The organism is Hydrogenophaga palleronii (genome assembly GCF_031457455.1).
GTDB classification, from domain to species: domain Bacteria; phylum Pseudomonadota; class Gammaproteobacteria; order Burkholderiales; family Burkholderiaceae_C; genus Hydrogenophaga; species Hydrogenophaga palleronii_A.
Map to the genome: position 1 here is coordinate 179,877 of NZ_JAVDWU010000007.1, position 21,254 is coordinate 201,130.

Annotated in this window: 16 protein-coding genes; 13 read left to right on the forward strand and 3 right to left on the reverse strand. The window is 63.7% G+C overall.

Features of this window, described 5'->3' with window-relative positions; all coding sequences use genetic code 11:
* Positions 1-32: 32 nt before the first annotated feature.
* The 3 genes from msrB to J2W49_RS16995 form a co-directional block, all read right to left on the reverse strand.
* On the reverse strand, positions 33-434 hold the full coding sequence (msrB, locus tag J2W49_RS16985; RefSeq protein WP_310318838.1) for a peptide-methionine (R)-S-oxide reductase MsrB: 402 nt from the start codon (positions 432-434) through the stop codon (positions 33-35).
* 167 nt (positions 435-601) lie between these two features.
* On the reverse strand, positions 602-2,089 hold the full coding sequence (locus tag J2W49_RS16990) for a protein adenylyltransferase SelO (protein WP_310318841.1): 1,488 nt from the start codon (positions 2,087-2,089) through the stop codon (positions 602-604).
* A gap of 44 nt (positions 2,090-2,133) precedes the next feature.
* Positions 2,134-3,165 (reverse strand): AraC family transcriptional regulator, encoded by a 1,032-nt coding sequence (locus tag J2W49_RS16995; RefSeq protein ID WP_310318844.1) that lies wholly within the window; start codon positions 3,163-3,165, stop codon positions 2,134-2,136.
* A 168-nt stretch (positions 3,166-3,333) separates the two neighbouring features.
* Between J2W49_RS16995 and J2W49_RS17000 the strand changes: the two genes are divergently transcribed.
* The 13 genes from J2W49_RS17000 to J2W49_RS17060 all read left to right on the forward strand — a co-directional run bounded on the left by J2W49_RS17000 (position 3,334) and on the right by J2W49_RS17060 (position 21,079).
* Positions 3,334-5,064, forward strand: coding sequence for a carboxylesterase/lipase family protein (locus tag J2W49_RS17000; RefSeq protein WP_310318847.1), 1,731 nt, complete (start codon positions 3,334-3,336; stop codon positions 5,062-5,064).
* A 140-nt stretch (positions 5,065-5,204) separates the two neighbouring features.
* Positions 5,205-6,848, forward strand: a complete 1,644-nt coding sequence (locus J2W49_RS17005) for a 3-(methylthio)propionyl-CoA ligase (protein WP_310318849.1) — start codon at positions 5,205-5,207, stop codon at positions 6,846-6,848.
* On the forward strand, positions 6,845-8,149 hold the full coding sequence (locus J2W49_RS17010) for a branched-chain amino acid ABC transporter substrate-binding protein (RefSeq protein WP_310318852.1): 1,305 nt from the start codon (positions 6,845-6,847) through the stop codon (positions 8,147-8,149). The genes J2W49_RS17005 and J2W49_RS17010 overlap by 4 nt, the downstream gene beginning before the upstream one ends.
* 190 nt (positions 8,150-8,339) lie before the next feature.
* Positions 8,340-9,572 (forward strand): branched-chain amino acid ABC transporter substrate-binding protein, encoded by a 1,233-nt coding sequence (locus J2W49_RS17015; RefSeq protein WP_310318856.1) that lies wholly within the window; start codon positions 8,340-8,342, stop codon positions 9,570-9,572.
* Between the two features lie 272 nt (positions 9,573-9,844).
* A complete protein-coding gene (locus J2W49_RS17020) occupies positions 9,845-10,870 on the forward strand; it encodes a branched-chain amino acid ABC transporter permease (RefSeq protein ID WP_310318859.1) in 1,026 nt (341 codons plus the stop codon).
* 185 nt (positions 10,871-11,055) lie between these two features.
* On the forward strand, positions 11,056-12,369 hold the full coding sequence (locus J2W49_RS17025; RefSeq protein ID WP_310318863.1) for a branched-chain amino acid ABC transporter permease: 1,314 nt from the start codon (positions 11,056-11,058) through the stop codon (positions 12,367-12,369).
* Positions 12,366-13,181 (forward strand): ABC transporter ATP-binding protein, encoded by an 816-nt coding sequence (locus J2W49_RS17030; protein WP_310318866.1) that lies wholly within the window; start codon positions 12,366-12,368, stop codon positions 13,179-13,181. The genes J2W49_RS17025 and J2W49_RS17030 overlap by 4 nt, the downstream gene beginning before the upstream one ends.
* 13 nt (positions 13,182-13,194) lie before the next feature.
* Positions 13,195-13,890 (forward strand): ABC transporter ATP-binding protein, encoded by a 696-nt coding sequence (locus tag J2W49_RS17035; protein WP_310318869.1) that lies wholly within the window; start codon positions 13,195-13,197, stop codon positions 13,888-13,890.
* Positions 13,891-14,187: 297 nt separating this feature from the next.
* The gene (locus J2W49_RS17040; protein ID WP_310318872.1) at positions 14,188-16,296 is read left to right on the forward strand and encodes a 3-hydroxyacyl-CoA dehydrogenase NAD-binding domain-containing protein; all 2,109 of its coding nucleotides are present in this window, start codon (positions 14,188-14,190) and stop codon (positions 16,294-16,296) included.
* A gap of 34 nt (positions 16,297-16,330) precedes the next feature.
* Complete coding sequence (locus J2W49_RS17045; RefSeq protein WP_310318873.1) at positions 16,331-17,506, forward strand: acetyl-CoA C-acyltransferase; 1,176 nt, start codon at positions 16,331-16,333, stop codon at positions 17,504-17,506.
* Positions 17,507-17,651: 145 nt separating this feature from the next.
* Positions 17,652-18,836, forward strand: a complete 1,185-nt coding sequence (locus J2W49_RS17050) for a DUF7832 domain-containing protein (protein ID WP_310318875.1) — start codon at positions 17,652-17,654, stop codon at positions 18,834-18,836.
* Between the two features lie 114 nt (positions 18,837-18,950).
* On the forward strand, positions 18,951-20,777 hold the full coding sequence (locus J2W49_RS17055) for an acyl-CoA dehydrogenase (RefSeq protein WP_310318878.1): 1,827 nt from the start codon (positions 18,951-18,953) through the stop codon (positions 20,775-20,777).
* The gene (locus J2W49_RS17060) at positions 20,777-21,079 is read left to right on the forward strand and encodes a Dabb family protein (protein ID WP_310318881.1); all 303 of its coding nucleotides are present in this window, start codon (positions 20,777-20,779) and stop codon (positions 21,077-21,079) included. Before J2W49_RS17055 ends, J2W49_RS17060 begins: the two co-directional genes overlap by 1 nt.
* Positions 21,080-21,254 lie beyond the last annotated feature (175 nt).

The following is a 21,254-nucleotide window of genomic DNA, read 5'->3' on the forward strand; positions in this document are numbered from 1 at the left end:
GGGGGAAGCCGCGTCAGCGGCGCAGGGGGGAGCTACTTTTTTTCCAGCGAAGCTGAGTTCATGCAGTAACGCAAACCGCTGGGCGCCGGGCCGTCCTCGAACACATGGCCGAGGTGCGCGCCGCACTGGCTGCACACGGTCTCCACCCGCACCATGCCATGGCTGCGGTCGGTGATCTCGGTGATGGCGCCAGGAATCGCCTTCCAGAAACTGGGCCAGCCGCAGCCGGCGTCGAACTTGGTGCCAGCATCGAACAGGTGGTTGCCGCAGCAGATGCAGTGGTAGCTGCCGTCCTCCCACACAGCCTCGTACTTGCCGGTGAACGGCCGCTCGGTATGGGCATGCCGCGTGACCTCAAAGGCCACAGGCTCGGCCCCCTTGGCAGCCAGAATCTCACGCCATTCGACATCGGTTTTCTTGACGGGGAAGTCCACGGTTTTTCCTTTCAAAAATTCATTGCATCACGACACAAGTCCGGAGCGAAATGTCTTACCAAGCAACACCAAGGATCCGGCTTTGCCGGTCCAAAGGTGTGCCCCCTTGAGGGGGTCGCGCGAAGCGCGGCGGGGGTGCTTTCCAAATACTGCGGCGGGGGTGTTTCTCAAGATGAACAACTGATCTCTATCTGACTGGCCCAGTCGGGCGGAAAAGCCGCCAGATCATCTTCGCCTTCCCGTTCGTCGAACGGGAAGGCCAAAGCTTTCACCAGCCGATCCACCTCGCTGAAGTCGCCATTCTGCGCACGCTCGATCGCCCCCTGACCCAGGTGGTTGCGCAGGACGATGCGCGGGTTCACCTGTCGCATCGCTGCGGCGGTGGCGTCTGCGTCGAAACCGGGCTGGGCATGCAGGCGTTCGCGCCAGCGCAGCGCCCAAGCGTCAAAGGCCTCGCGCTGCAGGAACAGATCACGCACCGGCTCCAGCGGGCCGCTCACGGCGCCGCACAGCCGGCGGAAGAAGATCGTGAAATCCACGGCGTCCTTGGCCATCAGTTGCATCAGCGACTCCACCAGTTCGGTGTCGCCAGCCTGCACAGAAGCCAGACCCAACTTGGCCCCCATGCGCCGTTGCTGTTCGGCCGGGAACAGGGCTTTGTAGGGCTCCAGGGCGTCCAGTGCCTGCTGCTGGTCGTCCATCAGGGGCAGCAGCGCCTGACCCAGTGCGAACAGGTTCCAGTAGGCAATGTTGGGCTGACGGATGTAGGCGTAGCGCCCGCCCGTGTCGCTGTGGTTGCAGATATGGGCCGGGTTGAAGGCATCGAGGAACTGGAAAGGGCCGTAGTCGATCGTGAGGCCCAGGATGCTCATGTTGTCGGTGTTCATCACGCCGTGGCAGAAGCCCACGGCTTGCCACTGCGCCACCATGACCGCGGTGCGCGCGCTCACGGCTTCAAGCAGCGCTGCGTAGGGGTTGCCCGGGGCTTCGCGGCAGGCCGGGTAGAAGCGGTCGATCACGAAGTCGGCGAGCTGGCGCAGTTCGCCATGCAAACCCCCATGAGAGAAATGCTCGAAATGTCCGAAGCGGATGAAGCTCGGCGCCACGCGTGTGACAACCGCAGCCGTCTCGACCGTCTCGCGGTACACCGGGGCGGGCGAACCCGTCACGCACAGCGCGCGGCTGGTGGGAATGCCCAGACCATGCATGGCCTCGCTGCAGAGGAATTCGCGGATCGAGCTGCGCAGCACGGCGCGGCCGTCGCCCATGCGGGAGTAGGGTGTGAGTCCCGCGCCCTTGAGTTGCACTTCCTGGGGACCAGAGGCGGTGTCCACCTCACCCAGCAGGATGGCGCGGCCGTCGCCCAGCTGACCCGCCCAATGGCCAAACTGGTGGCCGCTGTACACGCTGGCCAGCGGTTGTGTGCCGGCCACGGGCGCGTTGCCTGTGAATACATTGAGGGCGTCGGGCGACTCAAGCCAGGCGCGGTCCAGGCCCAGCAGGTCGGCCACCGCCGGACTGGTGCCCACCCAGTGCGGCTGCGGCAGCGGCGTGGGTGAGAGCAGGGTGTAGAAGGCTTCGCCCAAGCTGGCGAAACGGTTGCGCCAGGTCAGGCCTAGGTCCAGGCCAGTGGCCAGGTCAATGGATCGGTTCATGCCCACCATTGTCGCCATCGGCGCCGACACGGCAGGGCACAGGGTCAATCGAGCGTGGTGACGGGCTCGTTGGTCAGCAAACGTGCGCGGTACTGGCCGGGCGACATGCCAAACCAGCGCTTGTGAGCCCGAAAGAAGTTGCTCTGGTCGGCAAAGCCCAGCAGATCGGCGACCTGGGTCAGCGTGTAGCGAGCCTCGGCCAGGTACTTCTGTGCGAGGTCGCGCCGCGCATCGTCCAGCAGTTGCTGAAAACTGGTGCCTTCTTCTTGCAGCCTGCGCTGCAGCGTGCGGTCGGCCATGGCCAGGCTGTTCGCGATGGCTTCGCGACGGGGTTCGCCCAGGTGCAGCAGGCGCACGATCGCCTCGCTCACGCGGTGGGCCGCGCTGGCGTGGCCCAGGCGCACCAGTCGCGCTTCGATCACACGCTGGTGCATGTCGAACAGCATCGGGTCGCTCGAAGGCAGCGGTGTGTCCAGGTCGGCGTTGTCCAGCAGCAGGCGTGTGGCGCCCCCGTTGAAGCGCACCGGGCAGCCGAAGGCGCGCAGGTAGGGGCCGGCGTCCGCCGGCTCGGGAAAAGTGAACTCGGCTGCGCGCGGCTGCACGTCGCGCCGCGTGATCCAGCAGCACAAAGTGGACAGCGCGAGCAGGCCGTATTCCTGCCGCTGGCGCGGGACGGGACGCGAGTTGCCGATGTGGCCCAGCACCAGCCAGCAATGCTGCGACCCTTGCGGCTCGAGCTCGAAGGTGGCGGCGTCGGAGATCACCGCCAGGTAGCGCGCGAAGCACTTGAGGCCGGCTTTGAGCGTGGGGCTGGCCAGCATCACGTAGCCCACCAGATCGAAGTTCACGTGGCGGTTGGCGAGCTCGCGGTCCATGCCCAGCGAAGGATTGCCTGACCACGCCACCGCCAATTCCCATAGGCGGCTGATCGCCTCGGCGTCGAAGCGGGCGTCTGGCTGCTGCAGTTGCGCGATGTCGATGCCGGCCGCCGTGAACAGGCGCGGCAGGTCCAGGCCCTGCGACGCGAACATGTCGGCAATGCCTTTGACCCAGGTGGCCGAGCTGGTCCTTTTCATGCGGATGGGTCGTGAAGTCAGTGGATTGGCGGTGTTGCGATAGCGCCGTTTCGGGTCGGTGTTTCTAGACTCAGCGCTGCGGTTCGAGTGGCCGGCGAGCCCCGCATTCAACGGGATTTTGCTGCGCTGCGCAAGCTGTTGTTTACCCCCGAAACGAGGAGACAAGACATGAACAAGAGGACACCTGTGTGGGTAGGTTGGAGCGTGGGCGCCATCGGCTTGCTCCTGGCGGCATGCGGCGGCGGATCGGACGCGGCCCCCAACCCGCCCTTGCCCGAGGTGCGGCAGATCGCGCAGGGAACGGTCAAGGGCAGCAACGACGCGAAAACCACCGGCACTTATGCCTGGAAAGGCCTTCCCTATGCCCAGCCGCCGGTCGGCGCCCTGCGCTGGAAGGCGCCTGTGGCGCCCGCAGCCTGGAAGGGCGTGCGACAGGCCACCGCCTTCGGCCACGCCTGCCTGCAGAACGGCCGCATCTACGGACCAGGTGCGAACAACACCTACGACGACACTATCGCCGCCACGCTCAACACGCCGGTGGGCAATGAAGACTGCCTCACGCTCAACGTGTGGCGCCCGGCCAATGCCACCAAAGATCTGCCGGTGATCGTGCTTGTCTATGGCGGCAGCAACATCTCCGGCTACACGGCCGACCCGGTGTACGACGGCGCGGCGCTGGCGCGCAGTGCGAATGCGGTGGTGGTGACGCTGAACTACCGCCTGGGTGTGCTGGGGTTCTTGAACCTGCCACAGCTCAAGACCGGCACCGACAGCGCCGAAGACTCGGGCAACTTTGCGCTGCTCGACATCGTGCAGGCGTTGAAATTTTTGCAGCAGAACATCGCCGCCTTCGGCGGCGATGCCGGGAATGTGACGCTGATGGGCCAGTCCGCCGGGGCCATCAACGCCTGGGCGCTGATGGCCTCGCCCACGGCCGCAGGGCTGTTCCACAAGATCGTGCCGCTCTCTGGCGGCATTTCGCTGGCGAGCAACCTGCCACCGGGCACCATCCCCACGCTGAACCCGGCCAGCACCTACCAGGCCCAGGGCAATGCCCTGCTGACGCGGCTGGTGATCGCCGACGGCCTGGCCGCCGACCCTGCGGGGGCGCAGGCCTGGATCGCCACACAGTCTGCCACCCAGATCGCTGACTACCTGCGCGGCAAGAGCGGCGACGCCATCCTCACCACCGTGCTCGCCAACGGTCTCACCGGATCGGGGCCGATTCCCGATGGCACCGTGCTTCCCGCCGATCCGATTGGCGCGATGGCCGCCGGCCAGTACAACAAGGTGCCGGTGCTCGCCGGCAACACGGGGGAGGAGGGCAAGCTCTTTGCGCCCTTCCTCACCCTGCTGGGCGGCCCGCCGGGCTTCAAGATCAACGATTTTGACCGCTTCCACCTGATGGCCGGCTTCAACCCCGATGCGCCCACGCTGCTGACCGAAGGCGACATCCTTGATGCGGCCTATGTGCCATCGAACACTCCCGGAACAGGCTGGACCGCCCGCGCCGGATTGCTGGCCTCCGCCTTCATGGCGCCCAGCCGCGACAACGTGCTCAACACGCTCAGGGCGCAGCAGGGCGAGGTCTGGTACTACCAGTTCGACTGGGCGCAGCAGCCCGCGCCGTGGAACACGGTCTACGGCGCCGCCCATGCATTCGACCTGCCGTTCCTCTTTGGCAACTTCGGCCCATCGGTGTTCGCCAATGCGAGCAACAGCAAGGCCAACCGGCCGGGGCGGCTGGCGCTCTCCGGGCACATGATGAAGACCCTGGGCGCGTTTGCGCGCACCGGCAACCCCAACCACCCATCGCTGGGCACCACTTGGGAGCCGTGGCCCGCCCAGCTGCGATTCGATGCCTCGCTCACCGAGGCCCGGATCTCGACCGTGCCGTGAGGGGGGTGGAAGAAAGGGACATGACAACCATGTCCCGGAATCGACAGCGAGGGTTCGCCTCCCGTGGAACCCCTCGTTCATTGTGCAAGGCAAAGCGCTACGATGAAGCCGATTCCAACCTTACCAACAGGAGACATCCCATGCTGGGCCAGATGCAGAGCCAACCTCTTCTTATTTCTTCGCTGATCGTGCACGCCGAGCGGCACCATGCCAGTGGCGAGATCGTGTCCCGACGCGTGGAGGGCGACATCCACCGCACCGCCTGGGGGCAGATTGCCCTGCGCTCGCGCCAGGTCGCCCATGCGCTGGACGGCCTGGGGCTGGCCTTTGGCGACCGGGTGGCCACGCTGGCCTGGAACGGCTACCGGCATCTGGAGCTGTACTTTGGCGTGAGCGGCACCGGCCGCGTGCTGCACACGCTCAACCCGCGTCTGCACCCTGAACAGCTGGCCTGGATCGTGAACCATGCCGAAGACAGCGCGGTCTGCTTTGACATGACCTTTCTGCCCCTGGTGCAAGCGGTGGCCGCCAAATGCCCCACCGTGAAACACTGGATTGCGCTGTGTGACGCCGACAAGCTGCCGGCCGACAGTGGCATACCTGGTCTGCAAAGCTACGAGACCTGGATGGGCGACTGCCCCACCGACTACCCCTGGCCCGAGTTCGACGAGAACAGCGCTTCCAGCATGTGCTACACCAGCGGCACCACGGGCAACCCCAAGGCCGCGCTGTACTCGCACCGCTCCACCATCCTGCACGCGTTCAGCGCTGCTCTGCCCGATTCGCTCAACCTGAGCGCGCGTGACAGTGTGCTGCCGGTGGTGCCCATGTTCCATGTGAATGCCTGGGGCCTGCCTTATTCGGCGGCGGCCACGGGCTGCAAGCTGGTGTTTCCTGGCCCGGCGATGGACGGCAAGTCGATCTACGAGTTGCTGGAAAGCGAAAAGGTGACCATGGCGGCAGGCGTGCCCACCGTGTGGCAGATGCTGCTGGGCCACCTGCAGCAGAACAAGCTCAGGTTCAGCACGCTCAAGCGCACGGTGATCGGTGGCTCGGCCTGCCCGCCGGCCATGATCCACGCCTTCAACGAGACCTACGGCGTGACCGTGCTGCACGCCTGGGGCATGACCGAGATGTCGCCCCTGGGCACGGTGTGTACCTTGAAGAATCCGCAGCTCGCCCTGTCGCCCGAAGAGCAGACCAAGGTGCTGCTCAAGCAGGGCCGTGCGGTGTACGGCGTCGACATGAAGATCGTCGACGAGTCAGGCAAGGAACTGCCCTGGGATGGCAAGAGCTATGGTGACCTGCTGGTGCGCGGCCCCTGGATCATTGCCAGCTACTTCAAGGGCGAAGGCGGCGACCCGTTGCGCTACGACGAACAGGGCAAGGGCTGGTTCCCCACCGGCGACGTGGCCACCATCGACGCCGACGGCTTCATGCAGATCACCGACCGCAGCAAGGACGTGATCAAGTCCGGCGGCGAATGGATCAGCTCCATCGACGTGGAAAACATCGCCATGGCGCACCCGGCGGTGGCCATGGCGGCCTGCGTGGGCATGAAGCACCCGAAGTGGGACGAACGCCCCATTGTGGTGGTGGTGAAGAAACCGGGCGCAGAAGTCACGCGCGAAGAGCTCCTGGCCTTCTACGAAGGCAAGATTGCCAAATGGCAGATTCCGGACGACGTGGTGTTCGTTGACGCGATTCCCCTGGGTGCCACCGGCAAGATGCAGAAGATGCATTTGCGGCAGCAGCTCAAGGACTACGTGCTCCCGACAGCATGAATCAACGAACCCAGGAAATGACCGTGCGCCTGCGCCGTCGGTGGCTGGTGGGCAGGCGCCATGGGCTGAAAGTTTTGTGCATCGGGCTGGCCCTGCAGGGCGGCGCGGCGCCGGTGATGGCCGATGGTCCGCTGGCTGGAAAGACAGTGCGCATTGCCTTCATTGATCCGCTCTCCGGGCCCCTGGCGGATGTTGGTCGCAACGGGCTGCGCAGTTGGCAGTTCATGGCGGAGCGCAAGAGCGGAGCGGGCAATGCGGCAGGGGTGCGTTTTCTGGTCGCTGGTTTCGACAACAAGGGCTCGCCACAAGAAAGCCTCAACGTGCTCAAGGTGGTGATCGACCAGGGCTTTCGCTACATCGTTCAAGGCAACAGCTCGGGCGCTGCAGCGGCGCTGAGCGATGCGGTGACGCGCCACAACGCCCAGCAGCCCGACAAGGCGGTCGTGTTCATCAACTACGCGGCCATGGACCCGGCACTGACCAACGAAAAATGCAGCTTCTGGCATTTCCGCATCGATGCCGACACATCCATGAAGATGCGGGCGTTGACCCGTTTCCTGAAGCAGCAGCCCGACCTTAAAAAGGTCTACCTGCTGAACCAGAACTACGCACACGGGCAGCAGGTCGCGCTGTACTTCCGCCAGGAGATTGCACGCCAGCAAGCCGATGTGACGGTGGTGGATGATGTGCTGCATGCACCTTTTCAGGTGGAAGATTTCAGGCCTTATGTGCAGCGCATCAAGGAATCGGGCGCGCAGGCGGTGATCACCGGCAACTGGGGCGTGGACATGCGCCGCCTTGTGCAGGCGATGCAAGAGGAGGGCGTGAACCTGCCGTTGTTCGCCTACTACCCCAACCTCAAGGGCACACCGACTGCGCTGGCCCGCGCGCCATCCACCATGTCGGTTTACCAGATTGCCTACAGCCACACCAACCAGGAAGCGCCCATGGATGAATTCGCCAGCGCCTTTCGAAAGCGCTATGGCGAGGACCTGGTGGTGCTGGCGAGCTACGACGGTCTGGAGATGCTGGGCCAGGCCATGCAGCGCATTGGCAGCACCGACGCCGCCCGCGTGGCCGCGCGCCTGAGCGGCATGATTTTTCAGGGATTCAATGGTCCCGTGCAGATGCGGGCCGACGATCACCAGCTGCAGAAAGGGGTGTACATCTCGCGCTGGCAGAAGGTCGACGCCGCGTTTCCGCAAGGGGCCGAAGGGACCGACCATACCTTCGTGCCGGTGCAGTTTTTGCCCGGTTCCGAGATCACCGGCAGCAGCCGCTGCCACATGCAACGACCTTGAGCACCGATCGATGCATGACACAACCCCGTGGCCGCGCCGAAAGCCTCTGCGTCCGCCAGTCCTGCCTTCTGTCGGGCCGGGTGTCCAACACAGTCGCCTGTGCGATAGGCGCTAGGGGCAATCCCTGAGTGCTGCAGTGCATCACGCTTGTAAGCTAGACGTCAACCACCCCAACCACAGGAGACAACTGATGAAATTTGCGTTGAAAGCCCTCACCGGCGCCGCCCTGTTGACCTGCGTATTTGCGGTTCACGCCCAGAAGGGCGAGTCCGTCAAGATTGCCTGGATCGACCCGCAGACCGGCCTGATGGGTCCGGTGGGTAACAACCAGTTGCGCAGCTGGCAGTTCTTTGCAGAAAAGTTCAATGCCAACAACCCTGCGGGCGTGAAGTTCGAAGTGGTCGGGTTCGACAACAAGCTCAGTCCGGCCGAGAGCTTGACCGCGCTGCAGGCCGCCATTGACCAAGGTGTGCGCTACATCGCCCAGGGCAACGGTTCGTCGGTGGCCGGCGCGCTGATCGACGCGGTCAACCGCCACAACAGCCGCAACCCCGGCAAGGAAGTGCTTTTCCTGAACTACGCAGCGGTTGACCCCGATTTCACCAACAGCAAATGCAGCTACTGGCACTTCCGCTTCGACGCCGACACCTCCATGAAGATGGAAGCGCTCACCACCTACATGAAGGAAAAGACCGACGTCAAGAAGGTCTATCTGTTCAACCAGAACTATTCGCATGGCCACCAGGTCGCGAAGTTCGCCAAGGAGAACCTCAAGCGCAAGCGCCCCGATATCGAGATCGTGGGCGAAGAGCTGCACCCGCTGGCACAGGTGCGCGATTTCGCCCCCTACATCGCCAAGATCCGCGCCGCAGGCGCCGACACCGTGATCACTGGCAACTGGGGTTCCGACCTGGCCCTGCTGGTGAAGGCCGCCAACGAAGGCGGCTACACGGGCAAGTTCTACACCTACTACACGGGCGTGACCGGCACACCCACGGCGCTGGGCACGGGTGGAGAAGGCCGTGTGTTCCAGGTGGCGTATTCGCACTACAACATGGGTGAACCCATGAAGAGCTGGATGGCCGAGTTCAAGAAGCGCTTCAACGACGACATGTACACCTCGGCGATACCCAACGTCTACTACGCGCTCAGCGACGCCATGGCCAAGGCCAAGTCCACCGATCCGGTGAAGGTGGCTGCGGCGTTGTCCGGCCTCAAGTTCAAGGGCTTCAACGGTGAAGTCGAGATGCGCAAGACCGATCACCAGCTCCAGCAGCCGTTGTACCTGACCGTGTGGCAGAAAACCGATGCCAAGCACCCCTACAGCCCGGAGAACACCGGCATGACACTGGCACCGGTTCAGGAGTTTCCCGCCTATGTGGCCAGCACGCCCACCAGCTGCGATATGAAGCGGCCAGGCTAGAGCGCCACCCCCGCGCCGCTTCGCGTCACCCCCTTAAGGGGGCAGCGCGAGTGGCCCGGTTAGAGGAAGCACCCCCGCGCCGCTTCGCGTCACCCCCTCAAGGGGGCAGCGCGATGCGGCCCGGCAAAGCCGGTTCCGCCGCGCTCCTGGACTGGAGGGCACGCGCCGGCAAGTTGCCTGTCTGGCGCGAATTTTTGACCGCTTGAACGGGCCATGCTGAGGCCGCTTCGGCTTCCTTTCTCCAAACCTTCACGCCAACGAAAGACACCTTCATGGAGTTCTTCATCATCTCCATGCTCAACGGACTGAGCTACGGGCTCTTGTTGTTCATGTTGAGCTCGGGCCTGACGCTGATCTTCAGCATGATGGGTGTGCTCAATTTCGCGCATGCCAGCTTCTACATGGTGGGCGCCTATATCGGCTACACGCTCGCACAGGCGCTGGGTTTCTGGCCCGCACTTGTGCTGGCGCCCGTGATCGTCGGTCTGCTGGGCGCCCTGTTTGAGAAGCTGAGCCTTCGCAAGGTACACAAGTACGGGCACGTGCCGGAACTGCTGGTGACCTTCGGGCTGTCCTACATCATTCTGGAACTGGTACAGCTTGTCTGGGGCCGCACCTCGGTCGAATTCCGGCCGCCCGAGCTTTTGCAAGGCCCTGCCTTCACGCTGATGAACCACGCGACCGATGGCCTGAGTCTGGTGATGGGTCGTGCGCCAGCCGAACTGTGTGGCGCCGTTGCGCAGACCATGTGCTCGCCATTCCCCGCCACGCGCGCCTTCATGATGCTGGTGGCTGTGGTGATGCTGGCCAGCGTGTGGCTGCTGCTCACGCGAACCCGCATCGGTCTGGTGATCCAGGCCGCTCTCACCCATCCGGAAACCGTGGAAAGCCTGGGCCACAACGTGCCCCGTGTGTTCATGTTGGTATTCGGCGCTGGCACGGGCCTGGCCGGTCTGGCCGGTGTGATCGGTGGCAGCACCTTTGTGACCGAGCCCGCCATGGCCGGCACGCTGGGGTCGCTGATCTTCGTGGTGGTGGTGGTCGGTGGCCTGGGCTCACTGTCGGGTGCCTTTCTGGCATCGGTGCTCATCGGCGTGATCCAGACGTTTGCGGTGGCGCTGGACCATTCGCTGATGGGTCTGGCGCAAAGCGTCGGACTGCAGCTGTCTGACGCCTGGAGCGACAACTCCCTGCTCAGGCTGACGATCTCTCAAATCGCGCCGATCCTGCCCTATCTGTTCCTGGTGCTGGTGCTGATCTTCCGTCCACGCGGTCTGCTCGGTACGCGAGATACATGATGCACCCCCTGCGCATGCAGAGCGTTCACCCCCTGCGCCGCTTCGCGTCTTCCCCCTCTCTTGCGCCTTCGGCTTGGAGGGGGACGGCACCTGGGACCGGCGGAGCCGGATCCTCGGTGCCACTGGACTGCACCTTCTCATGCGTGAGACCTTGCGCTCCGGCATAACCAAACACTGAGATTGCCATGCTTTCTTCCTCATCCTCTGCCGCTCCCGCTCACTACAGCTTCAAGCCCTACAACGTCGGCCGCTGGATCACCTGGGGCCTGTTTGCCGTGGTGTTGCTATTCGCACCCCAGGTGTTCACCAGCAACCTGTCCATCACCATGCTGGCGCAGATGGGCATCGCGATCATCGCCTGTCTGTCGTACAACATGCTGCTGGGGCAGGGCGGGATGCTCAGCTTCGGCCATGCGGTCTACACCGGCCTGGGCTCGTACATGGCCATCCATGCGCTGCTCAAGGTGTCGGAAGGCGCCATGTCGATCCCTGTGAGCCTGATCCCGCTGGTGGGTGGTGCCGCCGGGCTGTTCTTTGCTCTGCTGTTTGGTTACGTGACCACCAAGAAGGCCGGCACGACCTTCGCCATGATCACGCTGGGCATGGCCGAACTGGTGTTCGCCATGTCGCTCATGTTCTCCGAGTTCTTCGGCGGCGAAGCCGGCATCTCGGCCGACCGCGTGGTGGGCGATTCGGTGATGGGCATCACCTATGGTCCTGGTGTGCAGGTGTATTACCTGATCGCGGTCTACACCTTTGTGAGCGTGGCGCTGATGTTCGCCTTCACCCGCACGCCACTGGGCCGCATTCTCAATGCGGTGCGCGACAACCCCGAACGCGTGGAGTTCATCGGCTACAACACGCAGATGGTGCGCTACCTGGCGTTCATCATTGCAGGCTTCTTTGCCGGCATCTCGGGTGGTCTGGCGGCCATCCAGTTCGAGATCGTGACCGCTGAAGTCGTGGGCCCGATCCGCTCGGGCGGCTATTTGCTGTTCACTTTCCTGGGTGGCGCCACTTTCTTCTTCGGCCCCATCATCGGCGGCATCCTGATGGTGCTGGCGTTTGTGCTGTTCTCGGAAATCACCAAGGCCTGGCTGCTCTACCTGGGCCTGATCTTTTTGTTCATGGTGATGTACGCGCCAGGCGGCATTGCCAGCCTGATCATGATGAACCTGCGCGTGGCGGCCTTCGGGCGCCTGCGTGAACTCTGGGTGAGCTACCTGGCCCTGACCGTGACGGCATTGGTGGTGCTGGCCGGTGCCGGCGCCATGATCGAAATGGTCTACCACCTGCAGCTGAGCACCGCCATGGGCGACACCGTGCGGTTCCTGGGCGTGACGCTGCATGCGCTGGAGCCTTCGAACTGGGTGGGCGCGCTGTTCGTGGCGCTCACCGGGCTGGGCTTGTTCGAGATCACGCGCCGCGCTTTCATGAAGCAGTGGGGCGAGATCCAGACCGACATTGAAAAAGAAATCAAGCGACGGGAAACGCAATGACCGAAACCCTCATGGAACGTTCTGCTGCTTCAACGGCTGCAGGTGGATTTGCTTTGGAGCTGCGCGACCTGCGCAAGAGCTTTGGCAAGACCGAAATCATCCGGGGCGTGAACCTTGCCGTGAGCCCGGGCGAGCGTGTGGCCATCATCGGCCCCAATGGCGCGGGCAAGTCCACGCTGTTCAACCTCATCTCCGGCCGTTTCGAGCCCACCAGCGGCGACGTGCTGCTGGCCGGCCAGCGCATCAATGGCAAGAAGCCCTTCGAGATCAACCGCATGGGGCTCTCGCGCAGCTTCCAGATCACCAACATCTTCCCCAAACTCAGCGTGTTTGAAAACCTGCGCTGCGGGGTGTTGTGGAGCCTGGGCTACAAGTACACGCTGTTCCGTTTTCTGGCCGATCTGGACGACGCCAACCAGCGCGCCGAAGAATTGATGCGCATGATCCGGTTGGACAAAAAGCACGATGTGCTGGCCATGAACCTCACCTACGCCGAACAGCGCGCGCTGGAGATCGGCATCACCATTGCCGGCGGCGCCGGTGTGGTGCTGCTGGACGAGCCCACCGCTGGCATGAGCAAGAGTGAGACCGGGCGCTTCATCGAGCTGATCCGTGAAGTGACCGTGGGCAAGACCCTGCTCACGGTGGAGCACGACATGGGCGTGGTGTTCGGCCTGGCCGACAAGATCGCCGTGGTGGTGTACGGCGAAGTGCTGGCTTTCGACACACCCGAAGCGGTTCGAGCCAATCCGAAGGTCCAGGAGGCTTACCTGGGCTCCGTGCTGGCGGACCAACAAGCCGCAGGGCATTGAGGGAGCACACACCATGTTGAAGATCGACAACCTCCACGCCTATTACGGCAAGAGCCACGTGCTGCACGGCGTGGGATTCGAGGTCGGCAAGGGCGAGATCGTCGCCCTGCTGGGCCGCAACGGCTCGGGCCGCTCCACCACCGCCAAGGCCATCATGGGCCTGGTGGAAGCCACGGGCTCCATCGAATGGCAGGGCAAGGCCATTCTGGGGAAAAAGCCCTTTGAGATCGCCCATCTGGGCATCGGCTACGTGCCCGAGAATCGCGACATCTTCCCCAAGCTCACCGTGTACCAGAACCTGTTGCTGGGGCAAAAGGGCAGTGGCAAGGACTCGCGCTGGGCGTTCGACGACATGTACACCATGTTCCCGCGTCTGAAAGAGCGCCAGCACACGGAAGCCGGTGTGCTCTCAGGGGGCGAGCAGCAGATGCTCACCCTGTGCCGAACGCTCATGGGCGACCCGGACCTGATCATCATCGACGAGCCAACCGAAGGCCTGGCACCCAAGATCGTGGAGCTGGTGGCCGAATACCTGCAGAAACTCAAGGCACGCGGAATATCGGTGCTGCTGATCGAACAGAAGCTCACCATCGCCATGAGCATTTCCGATCGCGCACTGGTGATGGGCCATGGCAGCATCGTGTTCCAGGGCACGCCGGAGAGTTTGCGGGCGGATCCTTATACGCGGAAGGAGTGGCTGGAGGTCTAGACCCCCCGCGCCGCCTTCGGCGTCACCCCCCAGGGGGCGCCAGCAGCGGCCCGGCGAAGCCGGTTCCGCGCTGGCCCTGGACAAGGCATTTCGCGCCGGACGCGCCAACTCTGTTGCTCTGGAATTTCTTTCGGTTGCATGTTGGTTGGCCGTGTGATGGCCTTGTCGACTGTTCTTTGGTTCAATGACTCTCTCGCGACATCTCGCACTTGTCGCAACGCAACAATTCCCTAAAATCGCACGATCGTTCGTTTTTCTGAACGCGATTTCCCACCCGATCCAACCAGAGGAGATTCCATGACCGCTGAGTACCAGGTCCACGGCGATGTGGCCGTCATTGCACTGAACAACCCGCCGGTCAACGGTCTGGGCTTGTCTACCCGTCAGGCCATCGTGGAAGGCCTCGAGAAGGCCGAGAACGACCCCGCGGTCAAGGCCATTGTGCTGACCGGTGCGGGCAAGGCCTTTTCGGGCGGTGCCGACATTCGCGAATTCGGCTCGCCCAAGGCGATCCAGGAGCCCAACCTGCTGAGCGTGATCACCCGGGTGGAGAACACCAGCAAGCCGGTGATCGCAGCCGTGCACAGCGTGTGCATGGGCGGTGGTCTGGAGCTGGCGCTGGGTGCGCACTACCGCATTGCGGCGCCGGGTTGCAACGTCGCGCTGCCGGAAGTGAAGCTGGGTCTGATTCCGGGTGCCGGTGGCACGCAGCGCCTGCCGCGCGTGCTGGGTGTGGAAGCCGCGTTGAACATGATCATCAGCGGCGAACCGGTCAAGAGCGAAATGTTGGCGCAGTTGCCCGGTCAGAAGCTGTTCGACAAGCTGTCGGCATCCGCCGAATCGCTGGCCGAAGAGGCCGCGGCCTTTGCCCGCGAGATGGCCGCCAAGCACGCCGATGGTTCGGCCTTCCCGCTGGTGCGCAACCTGCCTTGCAAACACAAGGACGGCGACGCCTACTTCCAGTTCGCGCGCAACATGGTCAAAGGCATGGCCAAGAATTTCCCAGCGCCCGCCAAGTGTGTGGACGCGGTGGAAGCCGCCACCAAGAAGAAGTTTGCCGACGGCATGGCTTTCGAGCGCGAGATCTTCATCAACCTGATGTGGACGCCCGAGTGCAAGTCGCTGCGCCATTTGTTCACCGCCGAGCGCGCCGCGAGCAAGATCCCTGATGTGCCGGAAGACACGCCCAAGCGAGCCATCGAATCGGTGGCGGTGATCGGGGCCGGCACCATGGGCGGTGGCATTTCCATGAACTTCCTCAACGCCGGCATCCCGGTGAAGATGCTGGAAATGAAGCAGGACGCGCTGGACCGCGGCATCGGCGTCATTCGCAAGAACTACGAAGCCCAGGTGAAGAAGGGCAAGCTCAAGCAAGACAAGTACGAACAGCGCATGAGCCTCTTGAGCACCACGCTGAGCTACGACGAGATCGGCTCGGCCGACCTGGTGATCGAGGCCGTGTTCGAAGAGATCGGCGTGAAGGAAGCGGTGTTCAAGGAACTCGACCGCGTGATGAAGCCCGGTGCCATCCTCGCGTCCAACACCTCCACGCTCGACGTCAACAAGATCGCCAACTTCACCAAGCGCCCACAAGACGTGGTGGGCATGCACTTCTTCAGCCCGGCCAACGTGATGAAGCTGCTGGAAGTGGTGCGCGGCGAGGCCACTGCGAAGGACGTGCTGGCCACGGTGATGGCGGTGTCCAAGAAGATCAAGAAGACCGCCGTGGTCTCTGGCGTGTGCGATGGCTTCATCGGCAACCGCATGATCGAGCAATACGGCCGCCAGGGCGGCTTCCTGCTGGACGAAGGCTGCACACCGCAGCAAGTCGACAAGGCGATGGAGAAGTTCGGCATGGCCATGGGCCCGTTCCGCATGGGCGACCTGGCCGGCAACGACATCGGCTGGGCGATCCGCAAGCGCCGCTACGAAGAAAAGCCGGACATGAAGTACAGCAAGACCGCCGACCTGCTGTGCGAAAAAGGCCGCTTTGGCCAGAAGGTGGGCAAGGGCTGGTACGACTACGTCGAAGGCAAGCGCGACGCCATTCCGAACGCCGAGGTCGAGCAGATGATCGCCGACCACCGCAAGGCCCTGGGCATCACGCCGCGCAAGATTTCCGACGAAGAGATTGTTCAGCGCCTGGTGTTCAGCCTGGTGAATGAAGCCGCCCACATCCTGGAAGAGGGCATTGCCAACAAGGCCAGCGACATCGACGTGGTCTACATCTTCGGCTACGGCTTCCCGGTCTACCGTGGTGGCCCGCTGAACTACGCCAACGAAGTGGGTCTGTTCAACGTGGTGCAGGCCATGAAGCGCTTCCAGAAGAACCCGCTGGACGACGCCAAGTTCTGGGAACCCGCGCCGCTTCTCACGCGCCTTGCCGCCGAAGGCAAAACGTTTTGATGACCGCACGAACACCGAACACGAGGAACCCATCATGACCAACGCCGTCATCGTCTCCACCGCCCGCACGCCCCTGACCAAAAGCTGGAAGGGCGCCTTCAACATGACCCATGGCGCCACCCTCGGCGGCCACGCGGTGCAGCATGCCGTTCAACGTGCCGGCATCGACGCCGCTGAAGTTGAAGACGTGATCATGGGCTGCGCCAACCCCGAAGGTGCCACCGGTGCCAATATCGCGCGCCAGATCGCGCTCAAGGCCGGCCTTCCCATCACCGTCTCCGGCATGACCGTCAACCGCTTCTGCTCGTCTGGCCTGCAGACCATTGCCCTGGCCGCCCAGCGCATCATCGCTGGCGAAGGCCAGGTGTATGTGGCGGGCGGTGTGGAAAGCATCTCCTGCGTGCAGCAGGAAATGAACCAGCACATGCTCAAAGACCTGGCGCTGGAAAAGCAGAAGCCCGAGATCTACTGGAACATGCTGCAGACCGCCGAACAGGTGGCCAAGCGCTACAACATCAGCCGCGAAGCCATGGACGAGTACGGTGCCGCCAGCCAGCAGCGCGCCACGGCCGCACTGGAAGCCGGCCTGTTCAAGGACGAGATCGCCCCGATCACCGTGACCGCCGGTGTGGCCGACAAGGTCATGGGCCTGATGACCAAGCAGGTCACGGTCGAGAACGATGAAGGCATTCGTGCCGGCACCACTAAAGAGGGCATATCGGGTCTGCGCTCGGCCTTGCCCGGTGGCCTGGTCACCGCCGGCAACGCCAGCCAGTTCTCAGATGGCGCAGGTGCCTGCGTGCTCATGGACGAAGCCCTGGCCGAAAGGCGCGGCCTCAAGCCTCTGGGCCGTTTCCTCGGCTTCGCGGTGGCTGGCTGCGAACCCGATGAAATGGGCATCGGCCCGGTGTTCGCCATTCCCAAGGTGCTCGCGCGCCTGGGCCTGAAGGTCAGCGACATCGACCTGTGGGAACTCAACGAAGCTTTTGCTGTGCAGGTGATCTACTGCCGCGACAAGCTGGGCATCCCGGGCGACCGGTTGAACGTCAACGGCGGCGCCATTGCGGTGGGTCACCCCTACGGCGTGTCGGGCCAACGCCTGACGGGTCATGCGTTGATCGAAGGCAAGCGTCGCGGAGCGAAGCGGGTGTGCGTGACCATGTGTATCGGCGGTGGCATGGGTGCGGCGGGCATTTTTGAAGTGTTCTGATTCCCTCGTGGATCGCTGAATGACACGCCTCCACAGCACGGAAGTCTGCGGGGGCGTTTTGTGTTTGCGCGGGCGGAAGGAGCGGCGGGGCAGAGCGAAGTTGAAGCTAAACTTTTCGGTTCCCAGCAGAACCCAAGAGGCGCCCGTGCTGTTTGACTCCGCCGACTATTACTTCCCTGACTTCCAGTCCGGGCTCGCGAAAGAAGCTGCCGCGACGCACATTGGCATGTACGTGGCGTGGCTCACGATGCGTGGTCTGGGAAGCGTTGAGCTGAATGGTTATGTGGACGACCTGCGCGCCCGGCGCATCAGGTGCGCGGATTTGTTGCTGGATGCCTGCGATGGAAAGTTCGCTCCCACGGACGTCAATGCTGAGGGGCTGGCCTTTTCGCAGCACTACTTCACGCGGCAGTATGAAATCGACTATCGCAGCGTGTTGGGTGACCAGTTCCGGCGCACGGGGCACGCGCTGGACGACTTCTGTAGCGTGCCGGGGCATTGGCACAATTTTGACCGCATGGCCATGGTGCTCAACCGCCGCTGGATGGATTGGCGGGCAGAGCGCGACAAACAAGGCGAAGCGCAGTCTCCCGCACTGTCGCCGCCCGACAGCGTCCTGGGCCTGGTGGTGCATGCGTTGATCGGATTTCTGGACGAAGAGGGGTTGGTGCACGATCGGGTCAACGAGCCGCTGATGATGGACGAGCCGACGCCCGACCGTGCGGGCCGGCTGTTTCGCGTGGACTTTGAGGGCGGCCGCCACTGGCTGCTGGTGGTTGTCAGGCGCCTCCCGCAGGGGGCCTTTGCGATCACGCTGACCGTGGCGTCTTGTCTGGACCGCGTGGCCGAGCGCATCCGCGACCATGGCCTGCCCGAGTATTTCCAAGACACGCCGGATGATCCCTTGCCCTACACCGCCTTGGTCCGTCTGTACCAGTGGTTGCGTGCCGACACCGAGCTGATCGTGGAAGCCGATGACGATTACAACAGCCGGCTGGTGTTCCGCACGCCCGAGGCTATGCGGGCGGGCCTGCCAGTGCTGGCCCAGCGCTGCCGCACAGTGCTGGGGCCGCTGCTGAAAAAGCTGGGCACCGTGCAGGGGCTCGATGAGCTGCGCTGCACCAGCCCGATTTCCGAATCCATTCTTTACACCGACCCGTTCAACCGTCTGGTGCTTTCCACGGCGGAGGTTGCGCGCAACCCACGCATTCTGTCGCTGTGCGACGAGCTGGAGGCGCTGGGCCGAGATCCGCAGGCTCCTGGCCCGCGCATGTTTGGTGCAGGCTTGATGGCGCATATCAACCTCGTACGCAGTCGCCATGGGGGTTGAACAACTGCGGCGCCAGCCGAAGCGGCCAGGCTGCATTGACGACGGGTGCCAAGGCACTCTGCACGTCGCTCAGCGGACATCGCCCAGGTACCTCTCCCAACCATAATTTGCGGCATGGCCATCCTACGCTCCACCCTCGATTTCCTGCTTTACGACTGGCTCAACGCTGCCTCGCTCAATGAGCGCGAACGTTTTGCCGACCACAGTCGCGAAACCTTTGACGCGGTGCTCGACACTTGCGAGCGCATCGCGCGCGAGAAGTACGCGCCGTTCAACCGGCTGGTGGACACGCAGGAGCCGCATTTCGACGGCGAGAAGGTGATCCTGCCGCAGGCCACGTTGGATGCGAACCGTGCCTATGCTGAATCCGGCATGCTGAGCGCCGCGCAAGACTATGAAGAGGGCGGCATGCAACTGCCCTACACCATCGAAGCGGCGGCCAATGGCTTCTTTGGTCTGGCTTCGGTGAGCATCGGCTCCAGTCTGCTGACCAAGGGCAACGCCAACCTGCTGCTGGTCCATGGCACAGAGACGCAGAAGGCGGTGTTTGCACGCAACGAATTCAATGGCCGCTTCTCCGGCACCATGTGTCTGAGCGAGCCGCAGGCCGGTTCTTCGCTGAGCGACATCACCACCCGCGCCGTGCCCGACGGTGCCGACTTCGAGGCCGACCCGCTGGGTGCGCGCTACCGGCTCAAGGGCAACAAGATGTGGATTTCGGCTGGTGAGCACGAGCTGACCGAGAACATCGTGCACCTGGTGCTGGCCAAGGTCCCCGGGCCAGACGGCAAGCTGATCCCTGGCACGCGCGGCATTTCGCTGTTCATCGTGCCCAAAAAGATGGTGGATGCCCAAGGCCAGCTGATCGGCGTGCGCAACGACGTGGCGCTGGCGGGCCTGAACCACAAACTGGGCTGGCGCGGCACCACCAACACGCTGCTGAATTTTGGCGAAGGCAAGTTTCCGGTCAACGGCGAAGCCGGTGCCGTGGGCTACCTGGTGGGCCGGCCGCACGAAGGTCTTCGCTGCATGTTCCACATGATGAACGAGGCACGCATCGGCGTGGGCACGGCCGCCGTGATGCTGGGTCTGGCGGGTTACTACGCCTCGCTGGACTATGCAAAGAACCGCCCTCAGGGCAGGCCCATGGGGCCGGCCGGCAAGGACCCCACCCAGCCGCCCGTGCGCATCATTGAACACGCCGACGTGAAGCGCATGTTGCTGGCGCAGAAGAGCTATGGCGAAGGGGCGCTGGCCCTGGAGCTGTACTGCGCGCGCCTGGTGGACGAGCAACACACCGGCACGCCTGAAGGCGCAGACGATGCCCGCCTGCTGCTGGAGGTGCTCACCCCCATTGCCAAGAGCTGGCCCAGCGAATGGTGCCTGGAGGCCAATTCGTTGGCGATCCAGATCCATGGCGGCTACGGCTACACGCGCGACTTCCCGGTGGAGCAGTACTGGCGCGACAACCGCCTGAACATGATCCACGAGGGTACACACGGCATTCAGGCCACCGACCTCCTGGGTCGCAAGGTGTTGATGGAAAATGGCAAGGGCCTGCAACTGCTGGCCGGTCGCATCAACGCCACGATCGAACGCGCGATACAGGTGCCGGAACTGGCGGCACACGCCAACGCCCTGGGCCAGGCGCTGGCGCAAGTGGGCGCAGCCACCAAGGCCGCCTGGGCCACGGGCGAGCCGACCGACGCACTGGCCAACGCCGTGCCCTACATGCAGGCCTTCGGCCACACGGTGCTGGCCTGGATCTGGCTGGACGTGGCCCTGGCCGCGCACGCTGCGGCAGACGGAGCCGCCCGCACCGGCCGCCTGGCCGCCATGCGCTTCTTCTTTCACTACGAATTGCCCAAGATCGGCGCCTGGCTGCAAGTGGTGAGCAACCGCGACCAGACCTGCGCCGCCTTGCCAGAGGAGGCTTTCTGATGCTGCACCACATCGTGATGTGGACCTTGAAAGACGAGGCCGAAGGCGAAAAGAAGTCCGCCAACCTGGCCAAGGCTGCCGACATGCTCAAGGCCTGCGCCGACATCGTCCCCGGCATCCTGCGCTTTGAAGTGGGCACCGCCCAGCCTGGTATGGAGGCCACCTGCGACCTGCTGCTGTGCAGTGCGTTTGCCGACCGTACTGCATTGGCCGCCTACCAGAACCACCCGGATCATGTGGCCATCAAGCCGTTCATGAAAGCTGTCGTCGAGTCCCGGCAATGCTTCGACTACGAGGCTTAGCACTTGAACACACCCCCCGCGCCGCGCCTTCGGCACGTCACCCCCTCTAGGGGGCGGCACTGTCCGTCCGGCAAGGCCGGCCCGGCGGTGCCACTTGGTTGGACCTTCTCACGCGTTGCCGGTCGTGCTCCGACATGGTGAATAGCAGATACCGAGGCCGCTTCGGTGACACACC